This window comes from Streptomyces sp. NPDC048507 (assembly GCF_043199995.1).
In the GTDB taxonomy this organism is placed as follows: domain Bacteria; phylum Actinomycetota; class Actinomycetes; order Streptomycetales; family Streptomycetaceae; genus Streptomyces.
Genome location: NZ_JBICWZ010000031.1, coordinates 1 through 23,768, shown reverse-complemented (window position 1 = coordinate 23,768; position 23,768 = coordinate 1). Strand labels below are relative to the sequence as shown.

Annotated in this window: 20 protein-coding genes and 3 pseudogenes; 9 read left to right on the top strand and 14 right to left on the bottom strand. The window is 70.8% G+C overall.

Going from position 1 to position 23,768, the window contains the following annotated elements:
- Nucleotide 1: 1 nt before the first annotated feature.
- The 8 genes from trpM to ACGFXC_RS36680 form a co-directional block, all read right to left on the bottom strand.
- Nucleotides 2-181, bottom strand: coding sequence for a tryptophan biosynthesis modulator TrpM (gene trpM, locus ACGFXC_RS36715; RefSeq protein ID WP_393719277.1), 180 nt, complete (start codon nt 179-181; stop codon nt 2-4).
- 238 nt (nt 182-419) lie between these two features.
- The gene (locus tag ACGFXC_RS36710) at nt 420-626 is read right to left on the bottom strand and encodes a hypothetical protein (protein ID WP_393719276.1); all 207 of its coding nucleotides are present in this window, start codon (nt 624-626) and stop codon (nt 420-422) included.
- Nucleotides 627-1,370: 744 nt separating this feature from the next.
- Entirely contained in the window at nt 1,371-1,538 is a 168-nt protein-coding gene (locus ACGFXC_RS36705) for a hypothetical protein (RefSeq protein WP_393719275.1), read from the bottom strand.
- Between the two features lie 19 nt (nt 1,539-1,557).
- Nucleotides 1,558-1,797, bottom strand: a complete 240-nt coding sequence (locus tag ACGFXC_RS36700; protein WP_393719274.1) for a hypothetical protein — start codon at nt 1,795-1,797, stop codon at nt 1,558-1,560.
- A 2,795-nt stretch (nt 1,798-4,592) separates the two neighbouring features.
- The gene (locus ACGFXC_RS36695) at nt 4,593-5,630 is read right to left on the bottom strand and encodes a sulfotransferase (protein ID WP_393719273.1); all 1,038 of its coding nucleotides are present in this window, start codon (nt 5,628-5,630) and stop codon (nt 4,593-4,595) included.
- Between the two features lie 202 nt (nt 5,631-5,832).
- On the bottom strand, nt 5,833-7,116 hold the full coding sequence (locus ACGFXC_RS36690) for a multidrug effflux MFS transporter (protein ID WP_393719272.1): 1,284 nt from the start codon (nt 7,114-7,116) through the stop codon (nt 5,833-5,835).
- Nucleotides 7,117-7,119: 3 nt separating this feature from the next.
- A complete protein-coding gene (locus tag ACGFXC_RS36685) occupies nt 7,120-7,764 on the bottom strand; it encodes an NAD(P)-dependent oxidoreductase (protein ID WP_393719271.1) in 645 nt (214 codons plus the stop codon).
- A gap of 23 nt (nt 7,765-7,787) precedes the next feature.
- A complete protein-coding gene (locus tag ACGFXC_RS36680; protein ID WP_393719270.1) occupies nt 7,788-8,540 on the bottom strand; it encodes an MBL fold metallo-hydrolase in 753 nt (250 codons plus the stop codon).
- Nucleotides 8,541-8,621: 81 nt separating this feature from the next.
- Here ACGFXC_RS36680 and ACGFXC_RS36675 point away from each other — a divergent pair, with 81 nt between their 5' ends.
- The gene (locus ACGFXC_RS36675) at nt 8,622-9,251 is read left to right on the top strand and encodes a winged helix-turn-helix transcriptional regulator (protein ID WP_393719269.1); all 630 of its coding nucleotides are present in this window, start codon (nt 8,622-8,624) and stop codon (nt 9,249-9,251) included.
- A gap of 154 nt (nt 9,252-9,405) precedes the next feature.
- Here ACGFXC_RS36675 and coaD read toward each other — a convergent pair whose 3' ends face one another.
- Nucleotides 9,406-9,828, bottom strand: coding sequence for a pantetheine-phosphate adenylyltransferase (gene coaD / locus ACGFXC_RS36670; protein ID WP_393719268.1), 423 nt, complete (start codon nt 9,826-9,828; stop codon nt 9,406-9,408).
- 25 nt (nt 9,829-9,853) lie between these two features.
- Here coaD and ACGFXC_RS36665 point away from each other — a divergent pair.
- Together ACGFXC_RS36665 and ACGFXC_RS36660 are read left to right on the top strand one after the other, a co-directional pair.
- Nucleotides 9,854-11,927: pseudogene (locus ACGFXC_RS36665) on the top strand (Helicase associated domain protein); the annotation flags it as partial.
- Nucleotides 11,928-12,377: 450 nt separating this feature from the next.
- Nucleotides 12,378-13,151, top strand: coding sequence for a class I SAM-dependent methyltransferase (locus tag ACGFXC_RS36660; RefSeq protein ID WP_393719267.1), 774 nt, complete (start codon nt 12,378-12,380; stop codon nt 13,149-13,151).
- Nucleotides 13,152-13,409: 258 nt separating this feature from the next.
- Here ACGFXC_RS36660 and ACGFXC_RS36655 read toward each other — a convergent pair.
- Nucleotides 13,410-13,830, bottom strand: a pseudogene (locus ACGFXC_RS36655) (PTS glucose transporter subunit IIA).
- Between the two features lie 460 nt (nt 13,831-14,290).
- Complete coding sequence (locus tag ACGFXC_RS36650; protein ID WP_393719266.1) at nt 14,291-14,623, bottom strand: hypothetical protein; 333 nt, start codon at nt 14,621-14,623, stop codon at nt 14,291-14,293.
- A 508-nt stretch (nt 14,624-15,131) separates the two neighbouring features.
- Between ACGFXC_RS36650 and ACGFXC_RS36645 the strand changes: the two are divergent.
- Nucleotides 15,132-15,344 (top strand): annotated as a pseudogene (locus tag ACGFXC_RS36645) (IS5/IS1182 family transposase); the annotation flags it as partial.
- Between the two features lie 147 nt (nt 15,345-15,491).
- Nucleotides 15,492-16,466, top strand: coding sequence for an SGNH/GDSL hydrolase family protein (locus ACGFXC_RS36640; protein ID WP_393719265.1), 975 nt, complete (start codon nt 15,492-15,494; stop codon nt 16,464-16,466).
- Between the two features lie 437 nt (nt 16,467-16,903).
- On the opposite strand, the gene ACGFXC_RS36635 is transcribed toward ACGFXC_RS36640, so the two are convergent.
- On the bottom strand, nt 16,904-17,551 hold the full coding sequence (locus tag ACGFXC_RS36635) for an ankyrin repeat domain-containing protein (RefSeq protein WP_393719264.1): 648 nt from the start codon (nt 17,549-17,551) through the stop codon (nt 16,904-16,906).
- Between the two features lie 299 nt (nt 17,552-17,850).
- Between ACGFXC_RS36635 and ACGFXC_RS36630 the strand changes: the two genes are divergently transcribed.
- Nucleotides 17,851-18,345: a hypothetical protein gene (locus ACGFXC_RS36630; RefSeq protein ID WP_393719263.1), complete on the top strand. Its 495-nt coding sequence runs from the start codon at nt 17,851-17,853 to the stop codon at nt 18,343-18,345.
- A gap of 623 nt (nt 18,346-18,968) precedes the next feature.
- Nucleotides 18,969-19,799 (top strand): aminoglycoside phosphotransferase, encoded by an 831-nt coding sequence (locus ACGFXC_RS36625; protein WP_393719288.1) that lies wholly within the window; start codon nt 18,969-18,971, stop codon nt 19,797-19,799.
- A gap of 788 nt (nt 19,800-20,587) precedes the next feature.
- Here ACGFXC_RS36625 and ACGFXC_RS36620 read toward each other — a convergent pair.
- Complete coding sequence (locus ACGFXC_RS36620; protein WP_393719262.1) at nt 20,588-21,550, bottom strand: GlxA family transcriptional regulator; 963 nt, start codon at nt 21,548-21,550, stop codon at nt 20,588-20,590.
- A 146-nt stretch (nt 21,551-21,696) separates the two neighbouring features.
- Here ACGFXC_RS36620 and ACGFXC_RS36615 point away from each other — a divergent pair, with 146 nt between their 5' ends.
- Together ACGFXC_RS36615 and ACGFXC_RS36610 are read left to right on the top strand one after the other, a co-directional pair.
- The gene (locus tag ACGFXC_RS36615; RefSeq protein ID WP_393719261.1) at nt 21,697-22,593 is read left to right on the top strand and encodes an NAD-dependent epimerase/dehydratase family protein; all 897 of its coding nucleotides are present in this window, start codon (nt 21,697-21,699) and stop codon (nt 22,591-22,593) included.
- A 359-nt stretch (nt 22,594-22,952) separates the two neighbouring features.
- Entirely contained in the window at nt 22,953-23,357 is a 405-nt protein-coding gene (locus ACGFXC_RS36610; protein WP_393719260.1) for a DUF6193 family natural product biosynthesis protein, read from the top strand.
- A gap of 5 nt (nt 23,358-23,362) precedes the next feature.
- On the opposite strand, the gene ACGFXC_RS36605 is transcribed toward ACGFXC_RS36610, so the two are convergent.
- On the bottom strand, nt 23,363-23,638 hold the full coding sequence (locus tag ACGFXC_RS36605; protein WP_393719259.1) for a hypothetical protein: 276 nt from the start codon (nt 23,636-23,638) through the stop codon (nt 23,363-23,365).
- Nucleotides 23,639-23,768 lie beyond the last annotated feature (130 nt).

Sequence of the window (23,768 nt, the reverse complement as noted above, 5' to 3'; positions counted from 1 at the left end):
CTCACACACCCATACAGCTGGGGAACGGGCATGAAGGCGGCGTGGACAGCCATCGCATCCCGTTGACCTGACCGCGCTCGGCCCCGATCGCGTACCGCACCCGCCGGCCCTGCACCCGGCGCGCGGGCGCGCGGCAACCACGCGGGCGGCAACCGCGGGCGAGACGAGTGGCAAGAGGCATACACGAAAGGCTAGCGGCGACCGCGCCCCTCAGACCGGTGGCAAAAGTCCCTACCTCAGACAGCCGCAGGTCCCACGGCACCAGGCCGTTACCCCACCACATGCCCACCCCGGCACCTGGCTACGTGACCATCTCGACCGATGAGCCGTTCGCCGAGCGGTCACTGTGACCGCTCTGCGAACGGCAGGCCGTCTCTGCCCGGGAGTCAGGAAGGCCACTGACCAGGCCCGGAAGGGGTTCAGGAACGTGCACTCAGGGGCAGGGGCTTGTCCAGCAGCCAGCCGTACAGCGAGGGCGCGTACAGCAGCGGGAGGGCGGCGTACAGCGGGAATGCCACGCCGGACACCTCACGGAAGCCCAGCGCGGGGACGGTTCCGTCCGGCAAGGTCAGCAGCCGCCTCACCGCCCGGTGGTGGTACATCGATGCCGCCACATCCATGTTCATGGCTCCGCATCATGCCGGGCCCCACCGACAACCAGGACCGATCCGGCGTCCGGTTCACGCTCCCGGGTAGCCGTGGCCCGGCGGCGGATGAGAACGACCCGCTCGAACTCCGCGCACTCACCCGCTCCCCCGCGGATCCCTTCGGAGCGCGCTCCACCAGAGCAGCCGGACCCCGCCGACACCGAAGGCGAGGGCGGCCGCCCCCGCAAGCCACCCGCCCGGACCCCGGCCGCCGGGAAGCGTGAGAGCCAGGGCCAGCAGGCACATCCCCGGCCCGCCTCCAGCACCGCCGGCAGCCGGGGCGCGGTGCGCGGCGGGCAGGAGGGCGCAGCCAGCGGGGCGTGATCCTCTCAAGCGGCCTGGATGTGCGGCGGGGTTTCACACGGGCGGCCGCGGGCCGGGGCATTGGTCGAGGTGAAGCAGCGCCGTTCCTTCACGCTGCCCGAGGCGGGCCAGCGCCGCAACATCCTCAGGCGACCGGAGGGAGGGTTACTGCCGTACCGGTCCGATCTGGCAGTGATCGCCACCGGGGCCTGATCCCTGCTGTCTACCCGCCGGCAGCCACGCTCCCCCGCCTTCACGGTCGCCACCGGGGTGGTGCCCGCCCTGGAGCCCGGTCTGCAAAACCCGAGCGGGGGCCGCCTGCGGGCAAGGGGTCCCGCTCGGGTGCGGCCGGGAGCGGACGGAGCCCCTGGCGAGGGCCAGGGGCTCCTGAGGCTCAACAGCCGCTCAGCCACTGGGGCGCTACCGGCCGCCTGCCTGCTTCTTGCTGATCCTGTCCAGCATCACCGCGTACGCGCCACACAGAACGGCCACAGCGGTGTACTCGGCCCACGCATTGCCCTGAAGCAGATGCTCGACACCGAGGAACACGGCTACCCACACGAGTGTCGCAATGACTTTGACGGCCATAGCAGCTCCCCGGGTCTCGTCAGGTGAGTGCGCCGAGGCAGGCAGCGCCGCCCGCCACGACGACCTTGCTCGCGATGTCCTCGGCCAGATCCTTGCTGACGTAGCGACCGACGACGAACGCTGCCGCGCCTCCGATGCCGGCCCTGAGCAGGCAGTCCTTCACGGCGTTGGTCATCTTGTTGTGCTTCATCAGCGAGGCGCAGGCGTTCTTGTCCTTGTAGACGGTGCACATGGCCCGGCGTTCACCGACCGGGTCCACCCCCCTGCGGTCCACCCGTGGTGGTGGCTGACGCCGTACCCGCGGCGCCCGCGATGAACCCGCCCAGGAGGGCGATCGAAAGTAAGCCGGACGTCGTACGCTTCATGTGAAGATTCCCCATTCTCCGATGTGAGGCGGCCCTCTGGTCAGGAGCACCGCCCTCCGCTTCACGGGAAACAATATGATCACCTTCCTTTCGGTGTAAGGCATTTGAGAGTGATCTGAGGTTCCACGGCCTACTGGATTCCCGCGCGCCAGACCGCCCGTGTCCAGCTCCAGCCCGGGCGCGGACTCCCGCCCGAGCGCGGGCCCGGGGGTACGGACTCAGCTCGAGCACGCACTCCAGCTCCAGACCGGGCACAAGCACCAGCACGGGCGTGGGCTCCAGCCCAAGCACGAGCCCGAGCTCCAGACCGGGCGCAAGCCGAACGGACTCCATCTCCAACCCGCGCACCAGCCCGGGCACGGGCAGGGCGAGGGCCGCCGGAAGGTCCGAGCGGGCGCGGGAGCCCGGGCCCTCACCCCGCTCCCCCGACCGCCGCCAAGCCCGGACCCGCCGCGCGCTGACCCCTCATCACCGCGGCGCCGACGCAACCCGCCTGCTTGACTCCCACCCGCTCCGCCCAGCCCATCAGCCGGGCGGAGCGGGCCCAGCAGGACTGGGGAAATCGACCCCGTACGGGCAACAGGCGGCGAGCGGGCGGTGGTCCTGGCCCGGCCAGAAAAACGCCGAGCAGCTGCGGGCTCGGGCCGGACTCGGCGTCGGCTGGGCCGGGGCGCCCTTCCTGAACACACCCAGCCCCCCATGCAAACCCCCGCCCCGAGCACCAGCGCCAGCCCGGGCCCGAGTACGAGCTGACCGCTCGTCACCGCAGCGCAGCCGCCTTCCTGGCTACGGCCGCCCGGCCGTATTGCAGCACCGGGTCCCGCCCGCCCGGCTCCCCGCAGCCGGAGCTCACCGCGAACGCCCCACGGCCTCGGCCAGCAGCGCCTGCCGCCGATGCGCGGAAACCGCATCCCCCGCCAGGGCCAGCTCCCCGGGCACGACGGCGGCCCACGTGGTGGTGGAGCGGGGCCGCCGCCGGACAGGCCCGGGTGCGGGAGGCGGGCGCGGCCGGGGCGGAGGGCGGGCGCGTCAGAGCGTGCAGGGGCGTGTCAGCGCGGGGGCGGAAACGTCCGGCCGCCGGTCGCGGCCTGCCCGCCCACGCAGACGGCGAGCGCCAAGGGCCGCGACGTCCTTCGCCATGCGCCGCCACGCCACCTTCAGAAACCGCTCCGCGAGCGTGTGGCCTCGTTCAGGGGGAGGGGGTTTCAGTCCGTCTCTGAGGGGGTGTCCTCAGGGGATTCCTCAGCAGCGGCTGCCTGCCCGCGAAGGGCGGCGACCTCCTGGAGGTAATCCGCGCCGATCTCCCGCAGCTTCTCCTCCGTCTCCCACACCTTCCCGTGCACCCTCATACACACCCCCCGAACCCCAGGCCAAAAGTGAACACCCCGGCGGCCCCCATCATCCCTCCCAGCCACAAACCCAGCCAAGACCACCACCCAACCGGCCTGAAACCGCAACCAAACCGGCCGAGAAACCGCTAGGAACCGCCGCCGGGTACCCGGGGGCGCCAGCAGACGACCTTCCGGAACACACCCAGCCCGCCGCGCGAGCCCCCACACCCGAGCACCGGCACCTGCCCGGGCCCGAGTACGAGCTCAAGGCCGCGCGCGAGCACTCCCCCGGCCGCGGGCTCCACCTCCCGTCCGCGTACAAGGACCAACCGGGGCACGGGCCCCAACCCCCGCCCGGGCCCGGGCGGGGGTTGGGCTTGGGCCCGGGCTCGAGCGGGGGCACGGGTGGGCGCGGGCGGGGTTGGGCTTGGGCTCCAGACCGGGCCCGAGCATCAACCCGCTTGCGAGTTCCAGCTCAACCACGAGCGCCACCCCGGGCGCGAGCCCCAGCCCGGGCGCGGGCCCGGCGACACCACAGGCGCAGCAGGAACGGGTGCGGGGGCTTGAGCCTTCACCCCGCTCCCCGGCCGCCGCCAGCTCGGCGCGGGCGCGGCCCCGCGCGCTGCCCCGCTCGTCGCCGGGGCGCATTCCGTCCTCCGGCACCGGTCGATGCTGCCCGGCAGACGCGGGCGCCGGCCCTGGATCGATCGGCGTAGACGCCGAGCAGCCGCGCGCGGGCCGGGCTCTGTGCCGGATGGGCAAGGTCCGCAGCCGCAGCGGAGCTCACCGCGAACGCCCCGCCCCGGCCGTAGCCCTCACCCCGCAGCCCCGGCCTCCACCAGCTCGAGCCCGACCGCACGCTGACCCCTCATCGCCACGACACAGCCGCCCGCCCGGGGCCGCCAGCCGGACGGAGCGGGTCCAGCAAGACTGGGAGACGGACCCCCTATGGGCAACAGGCAGCGGGCGGCGGCCCCGGGCCGGGCCGGGGCAGCAAGGACGCCGAGCAGCTGCGGGCGCCGGCCGGACTCAGTGTCGGCCGGGCCGGATCCGCCACCGCCGCCGGAACTCACCGCTTACGTCCCGCCCCCCTGGCCTGCGTCGCCTGCCGCCGGTGCGCGGGGATCACATCCCCCGCCCGGGCCAGCTGCCCGGGCGCGACGGCGGCCGGGGTGGTGGTGGAGCGGGAGCGGCGGCCGCCGCCGGGGATACCCGAGTGCGGGAGGCGGCGCGTCAGGGCGTTGAGCTGCGGCCCTCTCCGGGCGCCACGCGGGTCGGCGCGGCGAAGCCCACCACGCGGACCCGCCTTTCGCGAACCGGCTCGTCACTCTCCGCCGGGGTTCCCCGCTCCCCGCGGGTCAGGTCTGGGCAGTGGTGGCGAGGACGCGAGTCTGGTGTTCGAGTGCGCGGGTCCCGGGGGCGCAGGCGTGGAGGGTTTCGGGGTCGGTGACCGGGGGGCGGTCGTTGCGGATGACGGAGGCGGCGGCCTCGTGCAGCCACTGTGGATCGGGTTTGGTGCCGAGGAAGTCGGCGAGCTGTCCGAGGTGGTGTTCGGGTGCGTCGAGGACGTGTTCGTAGGAGAGGGCCATGCGGTGGTCGGGGGGCAGCCGCAGGAAGTCCTCGACGCCCTGGGTGGTGATCTGTGACCAGAGGTGGCCGAACGCGGCGAGGGGGATGGCGGTGCGCATGACCCGTTCGCAGTCGACGTCGCCGGCCAGGTGGGACAGGTGCTCGGGCAGGTCCGCGGCGTGTGCGGCGGTGATGTCGAAGGGGGAGGCGAGTTGGAGGAACGTCATGGCTTCGGTGCGCAGGAGGAGCGAGCGGAAGGCGATGTGCCTGCTCATCGAGAGGGCGCAGGCGGGTCCGGAGCGGCTGAGGTGCACGAAGCGGGCTTCGGGAAACAGGGCGTACAGGGCGGGTAGGTAGGCCAGGGAGGCACCGGAGCGCTCCACGACCACCGAGCCTCCCAGCCGTTGTCCGAGGTGGGCGAACAGGGCACGGTACTGGTCGGCCGCCGGCCTGCGGGGCCAGGCGGGGACCGTCTCGGCGAGGTGGTCGTACAGGGCGTCGGGGTCGGGGGTCAGCGCGGGCAGCGCCATGTGGGAGATGGCCGGGAAGCCGTCTTCGGGACGGAAGCGTCCGCTGCCGTAGGGGTAGATCATCTCTGCGCTGCGGCATGCGGAGGCCGCGAACGCGCCGAACGGGGGCGTTGGGTCGGCGAGCAGGGACCAGAACTCGCTCCCGTCGAGCGCCCGCTGCTGGAATACCTCGTTGCCGCGGGCGGCGAGGGAGGTGAAGAACTCGTTCATGCTCAGGACGTCGGGATGGGCCTGCAGGACCCGGGAGAACATGGTGGACCCGCACCGGCCGGTCCCCACGATGAATGTGATGGTCACACGGTCTCCTCAAGGTGCTTCGAACAGGTTGTGGCCGATCCCCGCGGTCCCCGCCGGTGGTGGCGTCGGCCCGCTCGGAGGCGGGTCAGTGCAGGGCGGGTCGTGGCTGGGCGGAGTGGTGCAGCAGCCAGGCGACGTCGGCGTCGAACAGGTCGCGTGCGTGGGCCTGGTCGAATCCGGGCTGTAGGGGGGGCACGGTCCGCTACATCGGCCGGTTCCTGGGTGAGGACCCGCTCGCGGTGCCGTGGGAGGCCGTGCGCGGTCGCCGGTGCCCGGCAGGTCCTTGGCGAGCCGGCCTGCGAGTGCGCTCACCGGGCATCGACCGGGTGAGGACGCCGAGTGTGAGCAGAGCGAGCGCCGGCAGCACGGCGACGATGATTCCCATCGGCAAGGCGTCGGTGGCGCCACCCGCGCCGGCCAGCGGAGCAAGTGCCCCGCCGATCATGAACTGGCTGAAGCCGAGCAGAGCGGCGGCCGACCCGGCGTGTCCTCCGTGGTCGGCCAGGGCCTGGGCCGCGGCGTTCGGCATGACGAGGCCCACGCTGGAGACCAGGACGAACAGGCCGATCAGGAGCGCGGGCAGGGGTGCCCGTGTCAGCACCGCGCCTAGGACCGTGGTGCCACCGGCTGTCGCGCCCAGCAGACCGGCGAGCAGCAGCACGCGGGCGCCGGCCCGGGCCACCAGCCGGCCGCTGATCTGGGCGGCCGCAATGAGTCCGGCGGCGTTGACGGCGAACACGGCGCTGTACTGCTGCGGTGACAGGCCGTGGATTTCCTGCAGGACGAACGGCGAGCCGGAGATGTAGGCGAACATCGCCGCGAAGACCAAGCCGTTGGCCAGGACGTACCCGGTGAAGACCCGGTCGCCGAGCAGCTGCCCGACGACAGCTGGCAGCGGCTGGCGTGGCGCGGAGGACCGGGTCTCCGGCAGTCCTGCGGCGGAGGCCGCCAGCATCACGGCGCCGAGTACGGCCAGGCCCACGAAGATCCCCGGCCAAGCCGTGACGCGCAGTAGCTGGCCGCCGAGGACCGGCGCGAACACCGGCGCCAGACCGGTGATCAAGGTCAGTGCGGAGAAGAGACGTGCGGTGCGGGTTCCGGAGGTGCGGTCGCGGACCATGGCGTTGGCGATGACGATGCCGAACGCCCCGCCGATGCCCTGGACCAGGCGCAGGCCGACGAAGGTCCGGACGTCGGGCGCCACCGCGCAGAGCGCGCTGGCGATCGTGTAGAGGGCGAGGCCCGCCAGCAACGGACGCCGCCGGCCGTAGGTGTCGCTCAGCGGCCCGGCGATCAGCTGCCCGATGGCCAGCCCGGCCAGGCAGGCGGTGATGGTGAGCTGGGTGGCCGCGGCGCTGGCGCGCAGGTCGCCGGCGAGGTCCGGCAGTCCGGGCAGGTAGCCGTCGATGGACAGTGGTCCCAAGGCCACGAGCGCTGCGAGCAGGACGATGAATCGGGTTTGCCGGCCGGCGGCGTCGTTGCTCACGGCTCAGTACGCCACGGTGATGCGGCGGCGGATCGCGGTGCCGCTCTCGATCGTGTCGGCCAAGGCGATCGCGTAGTCGGCGTACGAGATGCGGCTGTTGCCGCCGTCGTCGGTGAGCAGGGTGTCCCCGGCGCTGCGGTAGGCTCCGGTCCGCTCGCCCGCTCCGATGACTGCGGCGGGCGACACGTACGTCCAGGCGAGGTCGTGCACGCCGCGGTAGAGGTCGAGCGCTTCGGACTGGGCCTCGGCGTTGGCCTTCCACAGCGCGGGGAAGTCCGGGTCGTCCATGACCCGGGCGCCGGTCGGCGTGCGCAGGCTACCGGCACCGCCGATGGTGACCAGGCGGGTGACACCGGCTCGGCGGAGTCCGTCGATCAGCGCACGGGCGGCACCGACGATCGTGGTGCGGTCGTTCTCCTGGCCGATCCGGGGGCCGACGGCCGACAGTACGGCGTCGTGGGAGGCGGCGAGGCCGGCGACCGCGGCGGCGTCTGTGACGTCACCGGTGGTCACGGTCAGGGCCTTGTGCCCCAGTCCGTCGATGTGGCCGGTTCGGGTGACCGCGGTGACGGTGTGGCCGCGACGCAGTAGTTCCTCGGTGGCGGGCCGGCCGATGTTGCCGCTGGCACCGAACAGGACGATCTTCATGTGTTGCTCCTTGTTTCTGATGGTCAGAGGACGGGCTGGCCGTCGGCGATGATGGCCGCAGTGATGCCGCGTTCGTCGGCGGCGTGCTGGAAGCGCTGCTCGATGTCGGGTTGTTCGGTGTAGAACGGCGGGTTGTGGAAGAGGCCGTAGTGCATGGCGCAGACGGTGCCGGCGCCGAGTGCGACGGCGGCCTCGACGCCCTGCTCGGGGGTCATGGTCGCCGGGACGTTGGCCGCGTAGCCCTCGAAGTGGGCGATGACGCCGTTGACCGGGACGAACGCGACGTCGAACGGGCCGTGGTCGCGGGCGATCTGCCACCAGCTGCCGTGCCACTGGGTGTCGCCGCAGTGGATGACCCGCCGGCCGGCGCCTTCGACGACCCAGGCGACCTGGTCACAGTCGTTGCCGCGCCAGTCCAGCGAGGTCACCGGGGTGACGGTCAGCTTTCCGATGCGGCGTGACTGGCCCAGGTCCTGGGCGACGGGGGTGATGCCCGCCTCGTGCAGCGCCGCCGCGCTCGGGGTGTGGCAGCCGATCGTGCCGGTGGCCGCGATCCGGGCGATCAGGTCATGGTCGTAGTGGTCGGGGTGCAGGTGGGTGATGAGGGCGTGGGTGCCGGGCGGGGTATCGACCGGGTCGACCGGCCGGTGCGGCGGCCCCATCACCGGCGCCAGCGGAGCGACGTTCTCGAGCGGGTCGATCAGCAGGCGGGTGTCGCCGAGACGGATCTCGACGCCGGCCCAGGCCAGCCGACGCACGGAAAGGGTGGAGGTCATGGGCAGCGACGCTAGACCGACGTTGTTGAGAAAGTCAACAAGCGAGTTTTGAATCTCAACACCACGATGTAGGGTGGTGGCATGCGCACCTACGGGCAGTACTGCGGCATCGCGAAAGCACTGGACACCGTCGGCGACCGATGGACCCTGCTGATCGTCCGCGAACTGCTCGCCCTGGGTCCTTGCCGGCACACCGACCTGCGCAACGGGCTGCCCGGGATCGCCAGCAACCTGCTGGTCGACCGGCTCCGCGAACTCGAGGAAGCCGGCCTGATCCACCGCAAGGCCGCCCCGCCGCCGGTGGCCACCACCCTGTTCTCCCTCACCGAGCGTGGCCGCGAGCTGGAGCCGGTGCTGCAGGAGCTGAGCCGGTGGGGCGTGCCGCTGTTGCGTGAGCCGGGCGGCAACGACACCTTCCGCACCCACTGGCTGGACATGCCCGCCCGGGCACTGACCGACCACCGCCCCGACCAGCCGGCAATCGCCCTGCAACTGCACGCCGACGGCAACGAAGACCTGGTCATCGAAGTCAAGGACGGCTCGGTGCACACACACGCCGGCCGGGTCGACCACCCCACCGCGTCACTGACCGGACCGCCGCACCTGCTGGCCGCCACCCTGCTCGGCGACCTCGATCTGAGCGAGGCAGTACAGCAAGGCCTGCGGCTGAGCGGCGAACGCGAGGCAGTAATGCGCATCCTGCCCCGCTGATCGACCGGCCGCTCGCGGGCCTGCGATCTCAGCTCTATCGAGTCTGCGCCGGTCTCAAAAACGGACCCACCGCCAGCCGCTCAGCTGAGCCCGTGGCTGAAGGGAATCGTTCCCTGGGCTTGACGCGTCTCCGCAGGGCGGCATTCTGAAACGATCAGTAAACGCGGTTCTGCTGCCCCACCGCGGTGACGAGGGTGGACGAGATGTGGGCCAGGTCGGGGTCCGCAGCGATGAAGAACGTTTCGACGCCGGCGAGTTCGTGGTTCATCCGGGCCATCGGCACTTCGTAACCCAGATCGCGAACGCCGCGGACTCCACGGATGACGACATCGATACCGGCTCGGCGGCAGTAGTCGACCAGCAGGCCCCCGGTGTGGGAGTCGACCGTGACGTTGCCCAGACCGGCCGCCGCCGCACGCAGCCGGTCCAGCCGTTCCGGGACGGGGAAGCGGCCGGACTTCTCGGAATTGAACATCACGCACACGACGACCTCGTCGAACAGAACGGCAGCACGCCGGAGCACGTCCTGATGCCCGCGAGTGACCGGGTCAAAGGATCCTGGGAAGAGGGCTCGCATGATCGGAAACAGTAACAAGCAGCCGCTTGGTCTGAGCGAGGCCATCGAGCGCGAGATCCTTGCCGGATTCGAGATCGACGTCCTGGAGATCCGCGACCCCTCCCCCGTCCTCGGAGAGTCCGAAGAGGCATAGCGGGGCCGGCGCCTGGCCCTGTTGCAGACCGCGCTCTTGGAGCACGCCGCCGCGTACAACCTGCGTACGGTCATGACGTTCCACCAGAAGGTCGAAGAGGCCCGCGCGTTCGCGGACAAGCTGCCCGAAATCGCGGCCGCGCTGTATCTGAACGACGCCTCCCACGCCGATTTGGCCGCCGCCGAGCAGCTGCCGAAGTCGTCGATCGACGCGGAGTTCTACGAGCTGGAGGCCGGCCGCCACGTCCCGCCGGACCGGGTGTGGTCGGCGTGGCTGTGCGGTGACCACCTCGTAGCCGGGCGCCGGGTCCACCGGGCTCCTCGCCTCGGTTCGCGTGCTCGGGGAAGGCGGCGACATCACCGGCGAGCGGGGAGTCGACTCGATCTGCTTCGCCGACACCCGCGGCTCCCAGGTGGAGATCGTGCAGAACATCGGCCGCGCGCTCAGGCTCAACCGCGACGGCTCCACGAAGGTCGCCAGGATCATCGTGCTGGTCTTCCTGGAGCCGAACGAGGACCCGACGGACATGGTCGCCAGCGCCAGCTTCCGCCCCCTCATAGCGGTCCTCCAGGGGCTCCGCTCGCACGATGACCGACTCGTTGAGCAGCTCGCTTCCCGGGCCCTCACGAGCGGCAAGCGCAAGGTCCACGTCCAACGTGACGAGGACGGGCAGATCGTCGGGGCCGGCGGCCAAGGCGACGGCGAGGACCAGGAGGACGACGACACCCAGGCCGCCGCCGAAGCCGCCCTGCTCCACTTCTCCAGCCCACGCGGCGCGGCGACGATCGCCGCGTTCCTCCGTACACGGGTGTACCGGCCGGAGTCCCTGGTGTGGCTGGAGGGCTACCAGGCCCTCATCCGCTGGCGGAAGGAAAACGAGATCACCGGCGTCCACGCCGTGCCCTACGACACCGAGGTCGAAGTCGGCGTCACGAAGTCGTTTCCGCTTGGCCGCTGGGTGCAGCAACAGCGGAAGCGCTGCGGGCCGGGGAGCTGGAGGAGCGGCGCAAGACGCTGCTGGACGCACCCGAGGCCGGGATGGTCTGGGAGCCGGGCGAGGAGGCGTGGGAGAGCAAGCTCGCCGCGCTCCGGTCCTACCGGAAGGCCACCGGGCACCTCGCACCCCGGCAGGACGCCGTGTGGGGCGAGGGCGAGGCGATGGTGCCCATCGGGCAGCACCTCGCCAACCTCCGCCGCAAGGGCGGCCTGGGCAAGGACCCGCAGCGGGCCGCCGTGCGCGCGGCGCAGCTGACGGAGATTGACCCAGGCTGCGACTGCCCCTGGCCGCTGAACTGGCAGCGGCACTACCGGGTCCTCGCCGACCTGGTCGACGCCGACGGCGTGCTGTCCTACATCGCGGGCGGCGTCATGCACGACGGCGACGACATCGGCACCTGGAAGTGGCGTCAGCAGGAACCGGGCACCTGGGCGCAACTCCTTCCCGAGCAGCGCGAGCGGCTGACCGCCCTGGGCATCCGCGGCGCCACCCTGCCCCTGACCGCCGCCGCCCCGGCGGAGCTCCCCACGGCGCCGGCCGCCGCAGTCACGGGCCCGAAGAAGGCCGGGAGCAAGACGGAGGCGGCGTTCCAACGGGGCCTGGCGGCCCTGGCGCAATGGGTGGAGCGGGGAAGGGCAGCGGGCGGTGCCGCGCGGGCACCGCGAGACGATCACGGTCGACGGCGAGGCGGAGCCGGTGACCGTGAAGCTGGGCGTGTGGAATTCGAACGTCGAGTCGAGGCGGGGCAAGCTGAGCGCCGACCAGCTCGCAGCCCTCGCCGCGCTGGGCGTCGACTGGGCCGGAGCCGCCCTGGTCGCCGAGGCCGCTCCGGCGCAGCCCGCCGCCGTACGGGCCGCACCGCAGCGCAGTCACCACGACGAGTGCGACAAGACGACCTACGAGGGCGGCAACTGCACCTGCGACCTCATCGAGCAGTACGGGCCGCCCTCCGAACGCGACGACTACTGACCGCTCCCCCACTACCGACCGGATCCCGGGCCCACCAAGGCCCGGGATCTCGCGCGTCGGCGGGCCGGCTGTCCAGCGCCGAATGCCCCTTGAGGGCCTGCAACGCCGGATGCAACACGCGGGCCTCCCCGGCCCATTGCGGGCGTTCCCGCAGGTCAGGTGCGCAACGTGGCCTGTTGCACTCGTGTTGCGCGATGGTGTTGCACCGGGTTGACCGGTGACAGCGAACCTGGACCGATTGCCATCGAAGGTGGACCGAACGCAGTTCGTGTCAGCGAAGGTGGACCGCCGCAGGTCAGCTAATTGCCCCTCGGCCGTGAGTGGGCGGACAGTGGTTGACGCTGAGAATGATCATGGTGGCTGAGCAGACGCTCATTGGGCTCCCGGAGAGCGCAGAGGTGGGAGAGTGGAGGAGTGAAGCCTCCGCCTGGTGGGTTGTTTGCCTCGACGGTGCCGTACTACGCGAGGTTCCGGCCCGCGTACGATCCCCGTCTGTTCGCCCTGCTCGGCCGGCGCTTCTCCCTGGACGGCTCCCAGAGGGTGCTGGATCTGGGGGCGGGCAGCGGGGCTCTCACGCTGCCGCTGGCCCCCCTTCTTCGGGAGGTGATCGCCGTCGATCCGGAGCCTGCCATGCTCGCCGAGGGCCGCCGGCTCGCCGCCCAGGCCGGGGTGAGCGGCATCGACTGGCGGCTCGGAAGTTCCGACATGCTGCTCGCGATGGACGTGGGTCCGGTGCTGCTGACGGTGATGGGCGCCTCGTTCCACTGGATGGACCGGGAACGGCTGCTGCGCGACCTGGACATCCTGATCGAACCTGAGGGTGCGGTGGTGCTGGCGACCTGCGGAGCCCAGCACGACGACCTCGAACCGCCGTCCTGGCTGTCCGTGGTCGAGGAGGTCCGCCGGCGCCATCTGGACCCGGAACGTTTGCGGGGCTCCGGTCCGGCCGGGTATCCCGACATCCGGCACCAGGAGGTCCTGCTCCGCTCGCCGTTCTCCCGGATCGAGGAGGTCCACTGGGACCGGACGGTCCACCGCAGCGTGGAGGAGGTCGTCGGGCTTCAGCTCTCCTACAGCTTCACCAGCCCAGCCGCACTCGGCCCCGGCCGGCCGGACTTCGAACGTGACCTCCGACAGGCCCTGAACGCCTTCGGTCCCGACGGCGAATTGTTTGACGAGCGTGTCCGCACCGAGGCTGTCATCGCCGTCCGGCCCCTGGGGTGAACCGGGCTACCCCTCGCCGGTTGGCTCGTCGGGGGGGTCGAGACCTGAGTGACCATGCTGCGGTGGGGGCCCGCCCTGCACTCCTGACCTGTGGCGGTCCACCTTCGCTGTCACGAAATGCGTTCGGTCCACCTTCGATGGCAATCGGACCAGGTTCGCTGTCACAGGTCACGGGTGTTGCGTGGCTTGGCGCCGATGCCCCGCTGCTCGGTCCGGTCTCCTTGATGGCAGCTCAAGGCGTTCTGGCGAGGGTGCGCTTCAGAGCGGACACTCCCAGGTGAAGAGTTCTCCGCCGCCGGTGGTCTCACCGCTCTCGACGATGCCCGAGAGCTGCTCGGGGGATGCCTCCAGGGCGATGACCGGACTGATCGGGGACTTACCGGCGGCCTCGACCTTGGACGGGTCCCACCGGATGACGGGCTGCCCTCGCCTGACCATGTCGCCCTTGCTGACGAGCAGCTCGAAGCCCTCGCCGTTCAGCTGGACCGTGTCGATGCCGAGGTGGGTGAGTACGCCGTGCCCGTCCGCGTCCGCCACGACGAAGGCGTGAGGATGCATCGCCCACGAGTCCGTCCGGCTCCAGCGCTTCGACCTCCCACTGGACCGGGTGCTCGATGTCGAAACCGTGGCCTGCCGCGCCCCCTGAAGCACCGGCGCCGGGCCCTGCATCTGTCCGCAGAGCGTTCCTTCGCGGGCGCGGGGGCCTGGACCCCCACCCCGCTCCCCCGGCCGCCGCCAGCCCGGGCCCGACCACGCACTGACCGCTCGTCACCGCGGCACAGCCGCCTGCCCGGCCACGGCGGCCCGGCCGTACTGCGGCCCCAGGTCCCGCCCGCCCACGCACACCGCGAGCGCCAAGGGCCGCAACGTCCTTCGCCATGCGCCGCGCCACCTTCAGAAACCGCTCCGCGAGCGTGTGGCCTCGTTCAGGGCGATGCGGTCTTCAGTCTGCCTCGGAGGGGGCCTCCAGCCCCCTTCCGGTGCAACCCTCCAGCGGGCGGGCACGGCCTCCAGCCGACGAGGTGTAACTCGCAGCGATAGATGTCACTTCGCAGCGCCACCGGTTACCGACCGAATGCAGCGGTGCCCGCCCCTGGCCGGCGGGGGCGGGCACCATGGGATGCCGGTCAGGTCGGCTGCTACTTCACGGTGCCGAAGAGGTACCGGGTCCGGCCGCGCTCGTCGCCCTGGTGCACCCGACCGACAAGGATGTGGTCGGCGGGGGCCTGCGCGCTGTGGCTGTTCTCCCGCTCGAGGGCCGTCCACTCGCCGGGGGTGACGGTCAGCTTGCTGCCGGACGGGGCAAGAAGGTCAGCGTAGCAATAGCGGGTCTTGCCCATCTCGTCGCCCTTGTGCTCCCGGCCGACGATGACCTTGCCGTCCGGGGCGACGAACTCGACGCCGTCGCTCTCCTTGATCGGATCGCTCCACAGGAGCTCGCCTACGGTGCATGCCTTCCCGCCCAGTTGCACGGAGGCGCACTTGTACCGGGTGCGCCCGTTCTCGTCACCCTGGTGCTCCCGGCCGACGATGACCTGGTTCGCCGGCGCGGTGGCCCGGAAATCATGCGGTTCGAGTGCTGATCTTCACCCGCATGGGCGGTGAGGTGAGCCGGGGGGAGCTGGGGACGAGTACTGCGAGCAGGTGGTGACCACTACCGTGTTCCGGCCACCACCTGTGCCTCGCTACTTCAGGCGTCACTTCGCCGCGCGAAACTGTCACCAAGATCGACTGCGTACCCGGTCCGCAGAGTGCAGATGGATCGAAGCTTCACCGCTCGACAGGCCGCCCCGCACCAAGAACGGTGCGGGGAGGGGTTTCAAGCCGGGCCTGGGGAGGCGGGTCAGGCCGCGCCCCATCTGGGCAGTGGACTCCGCCAGGGAAAGAGCAAATCCCCGCACTTCGAGCCGGGGGCTCCAGCTGCTGTCGTCCGCACGCTCGAAGGCGGCGATGGTGGCCGCGGAAGAGCTGGCGAGATCGGCGGACCAGGTGGGCCACCGACTGCGGCGAGATCGCGCCGGTGGTCGACCCCCGGCTTTCGATGCGGCTGCGTACCGGCAGCGCAACGTCGTCGAGCGCTGCATCAACCGGCTCAGACAGTGGCGTGGCCGGGCCATACATACCTGCAAGCTAGCCGTTGCTTACCAGGCTGCGCTCGATGTCGCCACGATCCTTATCTGGGGTCGGGGCTGAAAGCGCCCATACCAGACCGCGGGAGAGAAGCGGGGGAGCACCACCTGACAGTGCCTCAAAAGAATACGTAACGTAACATTCTGCGTATCTTCGATAACTCTGCGCATATGGTCGAGGGGAATCGTCGCCCCCCACCCTGGAGATGTCGTGGCACCCTTCCGTACCCGTCTCGCCCAGCTCGGCGCCGCCGCAGCCCTCACCGCCGCCGCCCTTCCCTCCCAGCTCGTCGCAGCCCAGCCCGCCTCCGCGGCCGAGGAGATGCAGTGGGTCGCCCTGGGCGACTCCTACACCGCCGGCGTCATCCAGGCCGCGGGCAACACCTTCGAAATCCCTCGCGACGGCTGCGAGCGCACCGACCGGTCCTACCCCCAGGTCATCGACCGGGACCTTGGCGGTGCCTTCGAGCTGACCAACGTCAGCTGCGGCGCCGCCACCATCAAGAACGTCACCGACACACCCCAGAATCCGATCGGCCGTCACCTGCCGCCCGTCTCCGAGGACCCGGACTACCCCTTCCCCGCGGTGCCGCCCCAGTCCGCGGCGGTGGGCGCCGACACCGACGTCATCACCGTCGGCGTGGGCGGAAACACCCTCGGCTTCGCCGACCTCCTCAACCAGTGCATGACGCTCGGCGGCGAAAGCGAGGGAGGTGCGGGCACCCCGTGCAAGGACGCCCTGGCCGCCGGCATCCCCGCCCGGCTGAAGAACGTGCGCCAGGACTACGACCGGATGCTCACCGTGCTCCACGAGCGCGGCCCGAAGGCGAAGATCCTGGCCGTCGGCTACCCCACGGTCATCCCCAAGGACACCTCCAAGTGCGGCTACGGCCAACCGACGGAGTTCTACACGATCACCCAGGGCGACCTTGACTGGCTGCGCACCGACGTCCTGGAACCCCTCAACAAGACCATCCGGGACGCGACCGGCACCCAGCAAGCCGCCAGCTTCGTCGACCTCTACGCCTCCTCGCGGAACCACAGCGTCTGCGACGACACCAAGTGGGTCGAAGGCATCTTCACGACCTCTGGCCAGCCGTCCTTCGTACACCCCAACACCCTCGGCCACCGCAACGCCGCCGACCACGTCGAAGAAGCGATCCTGAACGCCATCGACGTGAGCTGACCCCCGCCACCCTCAAGGTGATCCCGCAGGGCTGGCCTCGGCACCCATCAGAGGCCAACCCTGCACCCCCCAACCCGGCTTCACACCGCTGAGAGACAGGCCTCAGCTCGAAGCCGCCGGCGAAATGCCGTACCGGCGGCTTCGACCCCCAGAGTACGTTCGGGCGTACGGGGTGCGGCCCGGGCCACCAGGGCCGCGACGGGCTCGTCTGCGGTGTACGCCACAGGGCGCTCCTGGAGGGTGGGGCGGGCCTATCCCGCCATTCACTTTCTACAGGTCCGTTTTTGGGCCTTCGTGTGACGCCGGTCTGCAAGAACTTCTCCGCTGTGACCGCATCGTGATCAACAGTGTCCTGTGCCATCGAACCTGGACCGTTTGCCACTGAAGTTGGACGACCACAGCAAGGGTGGGTCAGGCGGGTGCCCCGAGAGCGATCGCTACGCCAGATTCCTGGCTTCCGTCCCGGATGCTCGGCCCGTGCCGGGCGCGACGTCTGCGGCAAGGAGGGCGGCGGCGATGCCTTCGCTCTTTCGCTGACGCTCCGGATGACGTCCGAGATGCTCGCGAGCGCTGGCCAGGGTCTGGGCCGAGGGGACGGCGCCGCGGCCGAGCAGGCGCCGCACCATCTCTTCCTGTCCGAACCCGACCGCCCAGTCCAGGGCGGTCTTGTGCTTCATCACCGCGTTGATGTCCACCCCGCGGTCCAGCAGCAACTCCACTGTTTGCGGATGTCCCTCCTCGCCTGTCGTGGCTGCCAGCACCAGAGGGACGTAGCCCAGTCGGCCCTGGGCTCCGGTGCGCGCACCAGCATCGAGAAGAACCCCGACAACCGCCGTGTGCCCCTGGCTCGCCGCCAGGCACAGCGGCGTCGACTCCTGGTGCTCACCCGCCCGCTGCTCCAGATCAGCCCCCGCTCCGACGAGTCGGCGGACAACATCAGCATGCCCCTGCTCCACCGCCCGGTCCAGCGCCGTACGCCCGTCACGGTTCGGCGCATCCACCACGGCACCCTGCTCCAGCAGCCGGGCTACCTCGATCACGTCCCCGTCACTCGCCGACCTCACCAGTTGATCCGCGGTGTCCATACCCCGATCATTCCGGGCCTCCCGGCCGTGGGACCACCTCGGTCGCCAAACAGTCCGATTCACCCGCCATTGAGGCGTAGCCCGAACTGCGGACTCTGGACCGGTCCGACGTCGTTGTCCCAAAACCGCTGGTTGTCCAACTTCAGTGGCAAACGGTCCAGGTTCGATGGCACAGGACAAACAGCAGGGGGGAGAGTTCTCCCCCCTCAGCGGCCGGGCTCTGTCCACAGGGCCGCCATTGGAGGCTCCTGTTGAGGCCGCCGCGATCAGCGGGGCGGCCCGAAGACGAGGAGCCACCCATGCCCGAGAACACCGTCACCGCGCCGCTCGCCCCGATGCAGCCGGACGACGTCGCCGACGCCTTCGCCTACATCCGGGCGTTGCACACCAGCGACATCGACACCGCCGGCGCGGTCGCCGACGACATCGGCCCGGAGAAGCTGTACCGGCTGCTCGTGGACGTCGCCGCGCGCGTCTTCATCCCCATCACCGCCGTAGACGACCACGACGGGGAGCCGTGCGCGCATTCCTTCCTCGCCGCCGCACTCGGGCGGCTGCTGCTGGAGCTCGCCTGCCACGGCGTGTGCCTGGCCAGCTCGCGGGGCATCGCCGACACCATCACCCGCTTGGTTGTGGAGGGTGTGAACGGGTTCTGGCTCGACTTCTGTGGAATTGAGGTCGCACGTGTGGCGCCTGGGCCGGACGAGCGCGCTGACCTGCTGGTATGCCGTGGTCACAACCCCACGGCATCGGGCGCGAGGGCGTCACCACAGAAGTTGAGCCAGAGCCTGTGAACGGGAGTCGTTTCGCCCTGTGTTCGGGAGTCGCCGGGCCGTGTCTCTGCATGATCAATCGCGGTGAGTATTAATGTCACTCGCCCTGATCACCCTGCCGGTCACGTCCGCAGCTCCAGGAACAGGAAGTACGTGGTCAGCGCCTGCGCGCTCACCGGGCAGATGCTGCTTGACGAACGCACCCGGCTCTCGCGGCGGGTCACCGCCACCGAACTCCCATGGCGCCGCCCTCAACGCACCCTCAGCACGGGCACCCGATGAGCCCCGTTCCCGCCCGCGGGCAAGCTCCAGCCCGTGTGCGGACTCCGACCCGGGCGCCGGCAGCGGGGCCCGCACGCTGCCAACTCCCGCCGGGGGTCCTGTCGTGCGCGGGCAGGCCGTAATCGGCCGCTTCATGGCGAACCCCCGTCTCACTGGCGGCTGGTGGCTAGGCTGCTGGGCATGACGATCGTGGAGGCAAGGAAGCCGCCGAGGGGACCAGTGACGCCGAAGCCCTCTGGGCGTCCGCCAGGGCCCGTCACGCCGGACAAGAACCCGCCCGCACCCCCGGACCACCGGCCGCCGCCTGGGGCCTTGAGGTGACGTCCGGGCGCATCGGCTGGGAGCAGCTTCCTGGGGCGGTGATGGCCGCCGTCGGGGAGCGTCTCGGCTCCCGCTACACGGCCCGCGACGCCGAGCACTCGGCGGCCGCCGCAATCGCATCCGTGCTGGACCTGGAATCGGGGGCATGCGTCTTCGTCAAGGGGCAGCGCGAGCATGTCCCCGTGTCCGGGGGCGACCTGGTACAGGACGACTCGTGGTGGGGGCCCGACTGGTCGCCCGTGGACGAGCTGGACCTGGAAGCGGCGGTGAACCCCTTTCTGCCCGCGAGCGCGCCGCGGGTCCTGTGGCGGCTGGCCGGGCACGGCTGGCACCTTCTCGCCTTCGAAGGGATCCGGGGGAGGCACCCGGATTTCGTACCTGGCTCGCCGGACCTCGCTGCGGTCGCCGCGGCCCTGGCCGAGCTGGGAGCGCTGCCCGCGCCGCCCGGGGTACGGCTGCCCACGGCCTGGGATCGGTGGGGATACTACTGCGCCGACGCTCATCGGGAGCTGCTGGCCGGCTCTCAGCTGCTGCACACCGACCCGGCCTCGACGAACGTCCTCGTGGAGGACGGTGGCCGGGCGCGTCTGGTCGACTGGTCGTGGGCCACGGCCGGTCCGGCCTGGATCGACACCGCGCTATGGGGGATGCGGCTCGTCTCCACCGGCGGGCACTCTCCCGCGCAGGCGTGGCAGTGGGCGTGCCGGGTGCCGGGATGGACGGCGGCCGATCCTGCGGCCCTGGCCGTCCTCGCGCGGGCAGAGGCACGCCGATGGCACGACCTCGCCGCCGAGCAGAAGGCGACAGCCGACTCCATCGCCCGGTCCGCCGACGAATGGGCAGCCTTCCTCACCACCCGCCACCGCGCCTGACCCACCACGAACCGTCCACTCGCCGGAAACCTGGTCCGCGCGCAGCCCAGCGTGGACAGCCGCGTACCCGAATTCCCCGTCCAACCGGCCCAAAGGAGCCGTCACGCAGGCCGCAGCACACCCGCCGAGACGCTTCAGCTCGACGCAGGTTACGCAGCGAGCGCGAGCGCCAGTTGCGAACCGAGCGCGTACTGGGGCCTGAGTACGAACGCCAGCCCCAAGTAGGGACTCCAGCTCCAGCGCGAGGTCCAGCAGCCGGCGGCCGGTAGTGGCCTTGGCTCAGCCGGAAGGGCGCCGAGCAGCTGCAGGCGTGAGCCGGACTCGGTGTCGGCTCGTCGGAACGCGGTTCCGGAACGCACCCAGGCCGCCGTGCAAGCCCCCGCCCCCGAGCGCCGACGCCAGCCCGGGCCCGAGTACGAGCGCCAGCACGGGCGCACTCCAGCTCCAGCCCGGCACGGACTCCAACCCGCGCCCGCGCGGGGACTCCGGCCCGGGGTGCGGGGCGCGGGCTCCAGCCCGGGCGCACGCGTACCGCTGACGGGAAGAGCGTGCGGCCGCCCATGAAAGGGCTCGATCATCTTGGCCTCGAACAAGGCCTTCAGCACAGCGCACAGGTTCACCTGCTCGGCATGGGCCCTGCTCTCCTCCGTGCCCGGCATGGAGCCCTTCTCGTGAAGTACCGGCCGACGGCAGCCTCCAGGCGGCCGGAACCGGGACGGCGCCGTCTCCGGCCCTGGCGGCGGCGTACGCCACCCGTGACACTCCCGTCCAGGTTGAGTCACGCACGATTATCGAGCAGTGTTTCCGCGCGGACGGTGCGTGAAGGCGCCGCGGTATGCGGCCGGGGTCATGCCGACTTGGCGGCTCAGGTGCTGGCGAAGCGACTCGCCGGAGCCGAGGCCGCTGCGGCTGGCCACCAGGTCGACGGTGAGGTCGGTGGTCTCCAGCAGTTCGCGGGCCCGCAACAGTCGCTGCTGGAGCAGCCATTGGAACGGGGTCGCGCCCGTCTCGGAAGTGAAGCGGCGCGTCAGGGTCCTCACGCTGATCTTGGCCTGACCGGCCAGGTCGTGCAGAGAAATGGGCTGGTCCAGGTGCTGCAGTGCCCAGATGCGGGCCGCGTCCAAGGAGGAGTCGGTCTCGGCCGGCAGCGGGGTCTGGACGAACTGTGCCTGCCCGCCGTGGCGTACCGGGGTGACGACGGCGGCGCGGGCAGCCGTGTTGGCCACAGCCGCGCCGTAGTCGCAGCCGATCAAGTGCAGGCACAGGTCGATGCCGGCAGCCGAGCCCGCACCAGTGATGATCGGGCCGTCGTCGGCGAACAGCCGGTCGGCGTCCACGCGCACCGCGGGGAAGGCACGCTGCAGTTCCTCGGCAAGGGCCCAGTGGGTGGTGGCGACACGACCGTCAAGGAGTCCGGCTTGGGCGAGGACGAAGGCGCCGCTGCAGATCGAGGCAATGCGCTTGCCCGCGTCGGCGGCCTCCCGCAAGACGTCCAGCACGGCCGGCTCGGCGTCGTGCCGCCTGGCGGTTGAGGGAACGATAACGGTGTCCGCTGCCGCGACCGCTTCGAGGCCGTGGCGAATCACCACTTCGATACCGCCGGAGGCGGAGACGGTGCCCGGTGCGGCGGTGCACACCGTCACTTCATAACCGGGGCGTCCCTTGAGTTCGGCGGCGCCGAGGAGTGTCGACGGCATGGACAGGTCGAAGGGCTTGACCGCGGGGACGGCCAGGACAGCGACACGATGCATGGCCAGATCCTTGGATCTCGTGGCTTTCAGGCCACTGATCCTACCGTGCGTCCACACGGCACAGTTGGGCAAGCGGTAGGGCCCCCGCGAACCGCGTTTCCCCCATCGGGGAAGCGTCCCGTCCAGAGGGATACGGAGACAACGTCATGGATGCAGCAGTCGTCATCGGAGCAGGCGCGACCGGGGTCGCTACCGCCAGGCAGCTGGCTGACAGCGGCAAGCAGGTGCGCCTCATCACCCGCAGTGGCAGTGGTCCTGATCACCCTGGCATCGAGCGGATCGCCCTGGATGCGGGCCGCACTGACGAACTGGCCGAGGCACTGGCCGGAGCGACCACGGTCTTCAACTCTGCCATGACCGCCTACCACAGCTGGCCAGAGACCATGCCTGCCTTGTTTGCCTCGATCCTCGCCGCGACCGAGCGGGCCGGAGCCGACTACGTGATGCTCGGCAACCACTACGGCTACCAGCAGACCACCGGGCCCGTCACCGAGCGCACCCCGATGGCCCCGCACACCCGGAAGGGCCGGGTAAGGGCCGAGCTGTGGCGGCAGGCCAAGGATGCCCACGACCGGGGCCGGCTGCGGGTCACCGAAGTGCGGGCCGGCCAGTACCTGGGCCCGGGCGCAGTCTCAGGTTTCACGCTGCTGGTCGCGCCCCGGGTGCGCGAGGGCGAACTGGCCCTCGTCCATGGCAATCCCGATGCGGCCCACTCGTTCTCGTACACCGAGGACGTCGCAGCGGCGTTGGTGGCGGTCAGCGGCGACGAGCGGACCTGGGGGCGGGCCTGGCACGCTCCGGTCATCACCACGACCCTGCGCCAGGCCGCGACCGACCTCGCCGACCTCCACGGCGCGCCCGAACCGAGGCTGGAGCCGCTCACCGAACGGGATATGGCGCTGCTGTCCTTCACCGATCCGCTCTGGCGCGAGTTCGCCGAGATGAGCTATATGTCCGAGCGCCCATTCGTCGTGGACGACAGCAATATCCGCGACACCTTCGGACTCAAGCCCTCAACGCTTCGCGAAGCACTGGCGGCCTGATGCGGCGGGGGGCTGGCCGGGGCATCAGCAGCCGTTACCTCGAACGGGTTTGGGCGCCGGGCAGGCGGTGGCTCGGGCCCGCGCCAAGCCCACGCCCGCGTGCGTGCCCTGCCCCGGCCGCTGCCTGCCCGACGACGCTCACGTGCTTGGACGGGGCTGGAAGATAAAGAACAAGCTCAGACCGTGTTTGAGATCTGCTCTGTCTTGCGGCTGAGGTGCCGCCGGAGTGGCCGATGCTACTAAGGGGAGCTACCTGACGGAGGTGGTAGATGCGGTTCCGGTGAGGCAGCGCCTCATCAGCAAGGAAGGCGAACGGCGGCCTGCGAACCAGCCGTTGCAGAGTCAGCTAACGTCGGAGCATGGCAGAGAAGGACATACTCGGGACAGCATCAGAAGACCCTGTGGCAGCCAAGTGGCAGGTCGTGCGGGACATGGACGCGAACCTCATCGACAAAGCCCTGGTAGAGGCGGCATACGCAAACCCTTCCCTCCGGGCTCTGTTTCCGCTGGTCAGCCATGGATCGCTGCAGTTCAGCCGGTGCACCCGTTTCCCTTGGTCGCAAGACCTGCCCTCGATCTTCCCCTACGACGGCGAACGGCACTTCCATGTTTGTCGGCTGCATGAGCCGCGCGGTTCGGGGCGGCAACAGATCGGTGGCCCTGTTACTGCCGATGAGGCCGTGGAACTCGTAGCTTCGCACCTTCCCGCAGGCTGTGGTCCTGCCCTTGACGGCACGCCCGACGACCTCGAATCGCTCAGCTGAGTCAACTAGCTTGTCTGGCTGCGGTGCGTACGAGCGGGCGCGGCCGGGGCCGAGGGCGCTGTCGTCAAGGCGTTCAGGGTCGCGTCCACGAGACGGCCGGCCGCGGCCGAGCCGCCGCCGCTTCCCTTCCACGCCCCTTCCCGGGAGGTGTCGGTGGTGAGGCGGGCCAGGTGCGCGGCGAGGAAGGCGGGGCCGCCCTGTTCGCGGATCTGGTTCATGCGAGCCGCAAGCAGCGGCCAGGAGCGGGAGGCGACCGGGGGACCGGCCTGTGTCTCGGGCAAGCTCCGCAGCCACCCTCCGGCAGTGTCCGGGCGCTTGCCCGGGCTGCCTCGGAACGGGTGGGCACCGGCTGGACAGGCCGGTCTGGCAACGGGCCTGCCGTCACCGCGGACACCCACGCCGCCCGCTACA

Excerpts from the sequence above, each read along its gene's own strand:
- trpM (WP_393719277.1), bottom strand. The coding sequence starts at position 181 with ATGCCTCTTGCCACTCGTCTCGCCCGCGGTTGCCGCCCGCGTGGTTGC.
- ACGFXC_RS36710 (WP_393719276.1), bottom strand. The coding sequence starts at position 626 with ATGAACATGGATGTGGCGGCATCGATGTACCACCACCGGGCGGTGAGG.
- ACGFXC_RS36705 (WP_393719275.1), bottom strand. The coding sequence starts at position 1,538 with ATGGCCGTCAAAGTCATTGCGACACTCGTGTGGGTAGCCGTGTTCCTC.
- ACGFXC_RS36685 (WP_393719271.1), bottom strand. The coding sequence starts at position 7,764 with ATGAAGATCGTCCTGTTCGGTGCCAGCGGCAACATCGGCCGGCCCGCC.
- ACGFXC_RS36680 (WP_393719270.1), bottom strand. The coding sequence starts at position 8,540 with ATGACCTCCACCCTTTCCGTGCGTCGGCTGGCCTGGGCCGGCGTCGAG.
- ACGFXC_RS36675 (WP_393719269.1), top strand. The coding sequence starts at position 8,622 with ATGCGCACCTACGGGCAGTACTGCGGCATCGCGAAAGCACTGGACACC.
- coaD (WP_393719268.1), bottom strand. The coding sequence starts at position 9,828 with ATGCGAGCCCTCTTCCCAGGATCCTTTGACCCGGTCACTCGCGGGCAT.
- ACGFXC_RS36635 (WP_393719264.1), bottom strand. The coding sequence starts at position 17,551 with ATGGACACCGCGGATCAACTGGTGAGGTCGGCGAGTGACGGGGACGTG.
- ACGFXC_RS36630 (WP_393719263.1), top strand. The coding sequence starts at position 17,851 with ATGCCCGAGAACACCGTCACCGCGCCGCTCGCCCCGATGCAGCCGGAC.
- ACGFXC_RS36625 (WP_393719288.1), top strand. The coding sequence starts at position 18,969 with ATGGCCGCCGTCGGGGAGCGTCTCGGCTCCCGCTACACGGCCCGCGAC.
- ACGFXC_RS36620 (WP_393719262.1), bottom strand. The coding sequence starts at position 21,550 with ATGCATCGTGTCGCTGTCCTGGCCGTCCCCGCGGTCAAGCCCTTCGAC.
- ACGFXC_RS36615 (WP_393719261.1), top strand. The coding sequence starts at position 21,697 with ATGGATGCAGCAGTCGTCATCGGAGCAGGCGCGACCGGGGTCGCTACC.
- ACGFXC_RS36610 (WP_393719260.1), top strand. The coding sequence starts at position 22,953 with ATGGCAGAGAAGGACATACTCGGGACAGCATCAGAAGACCCTGTGGCA.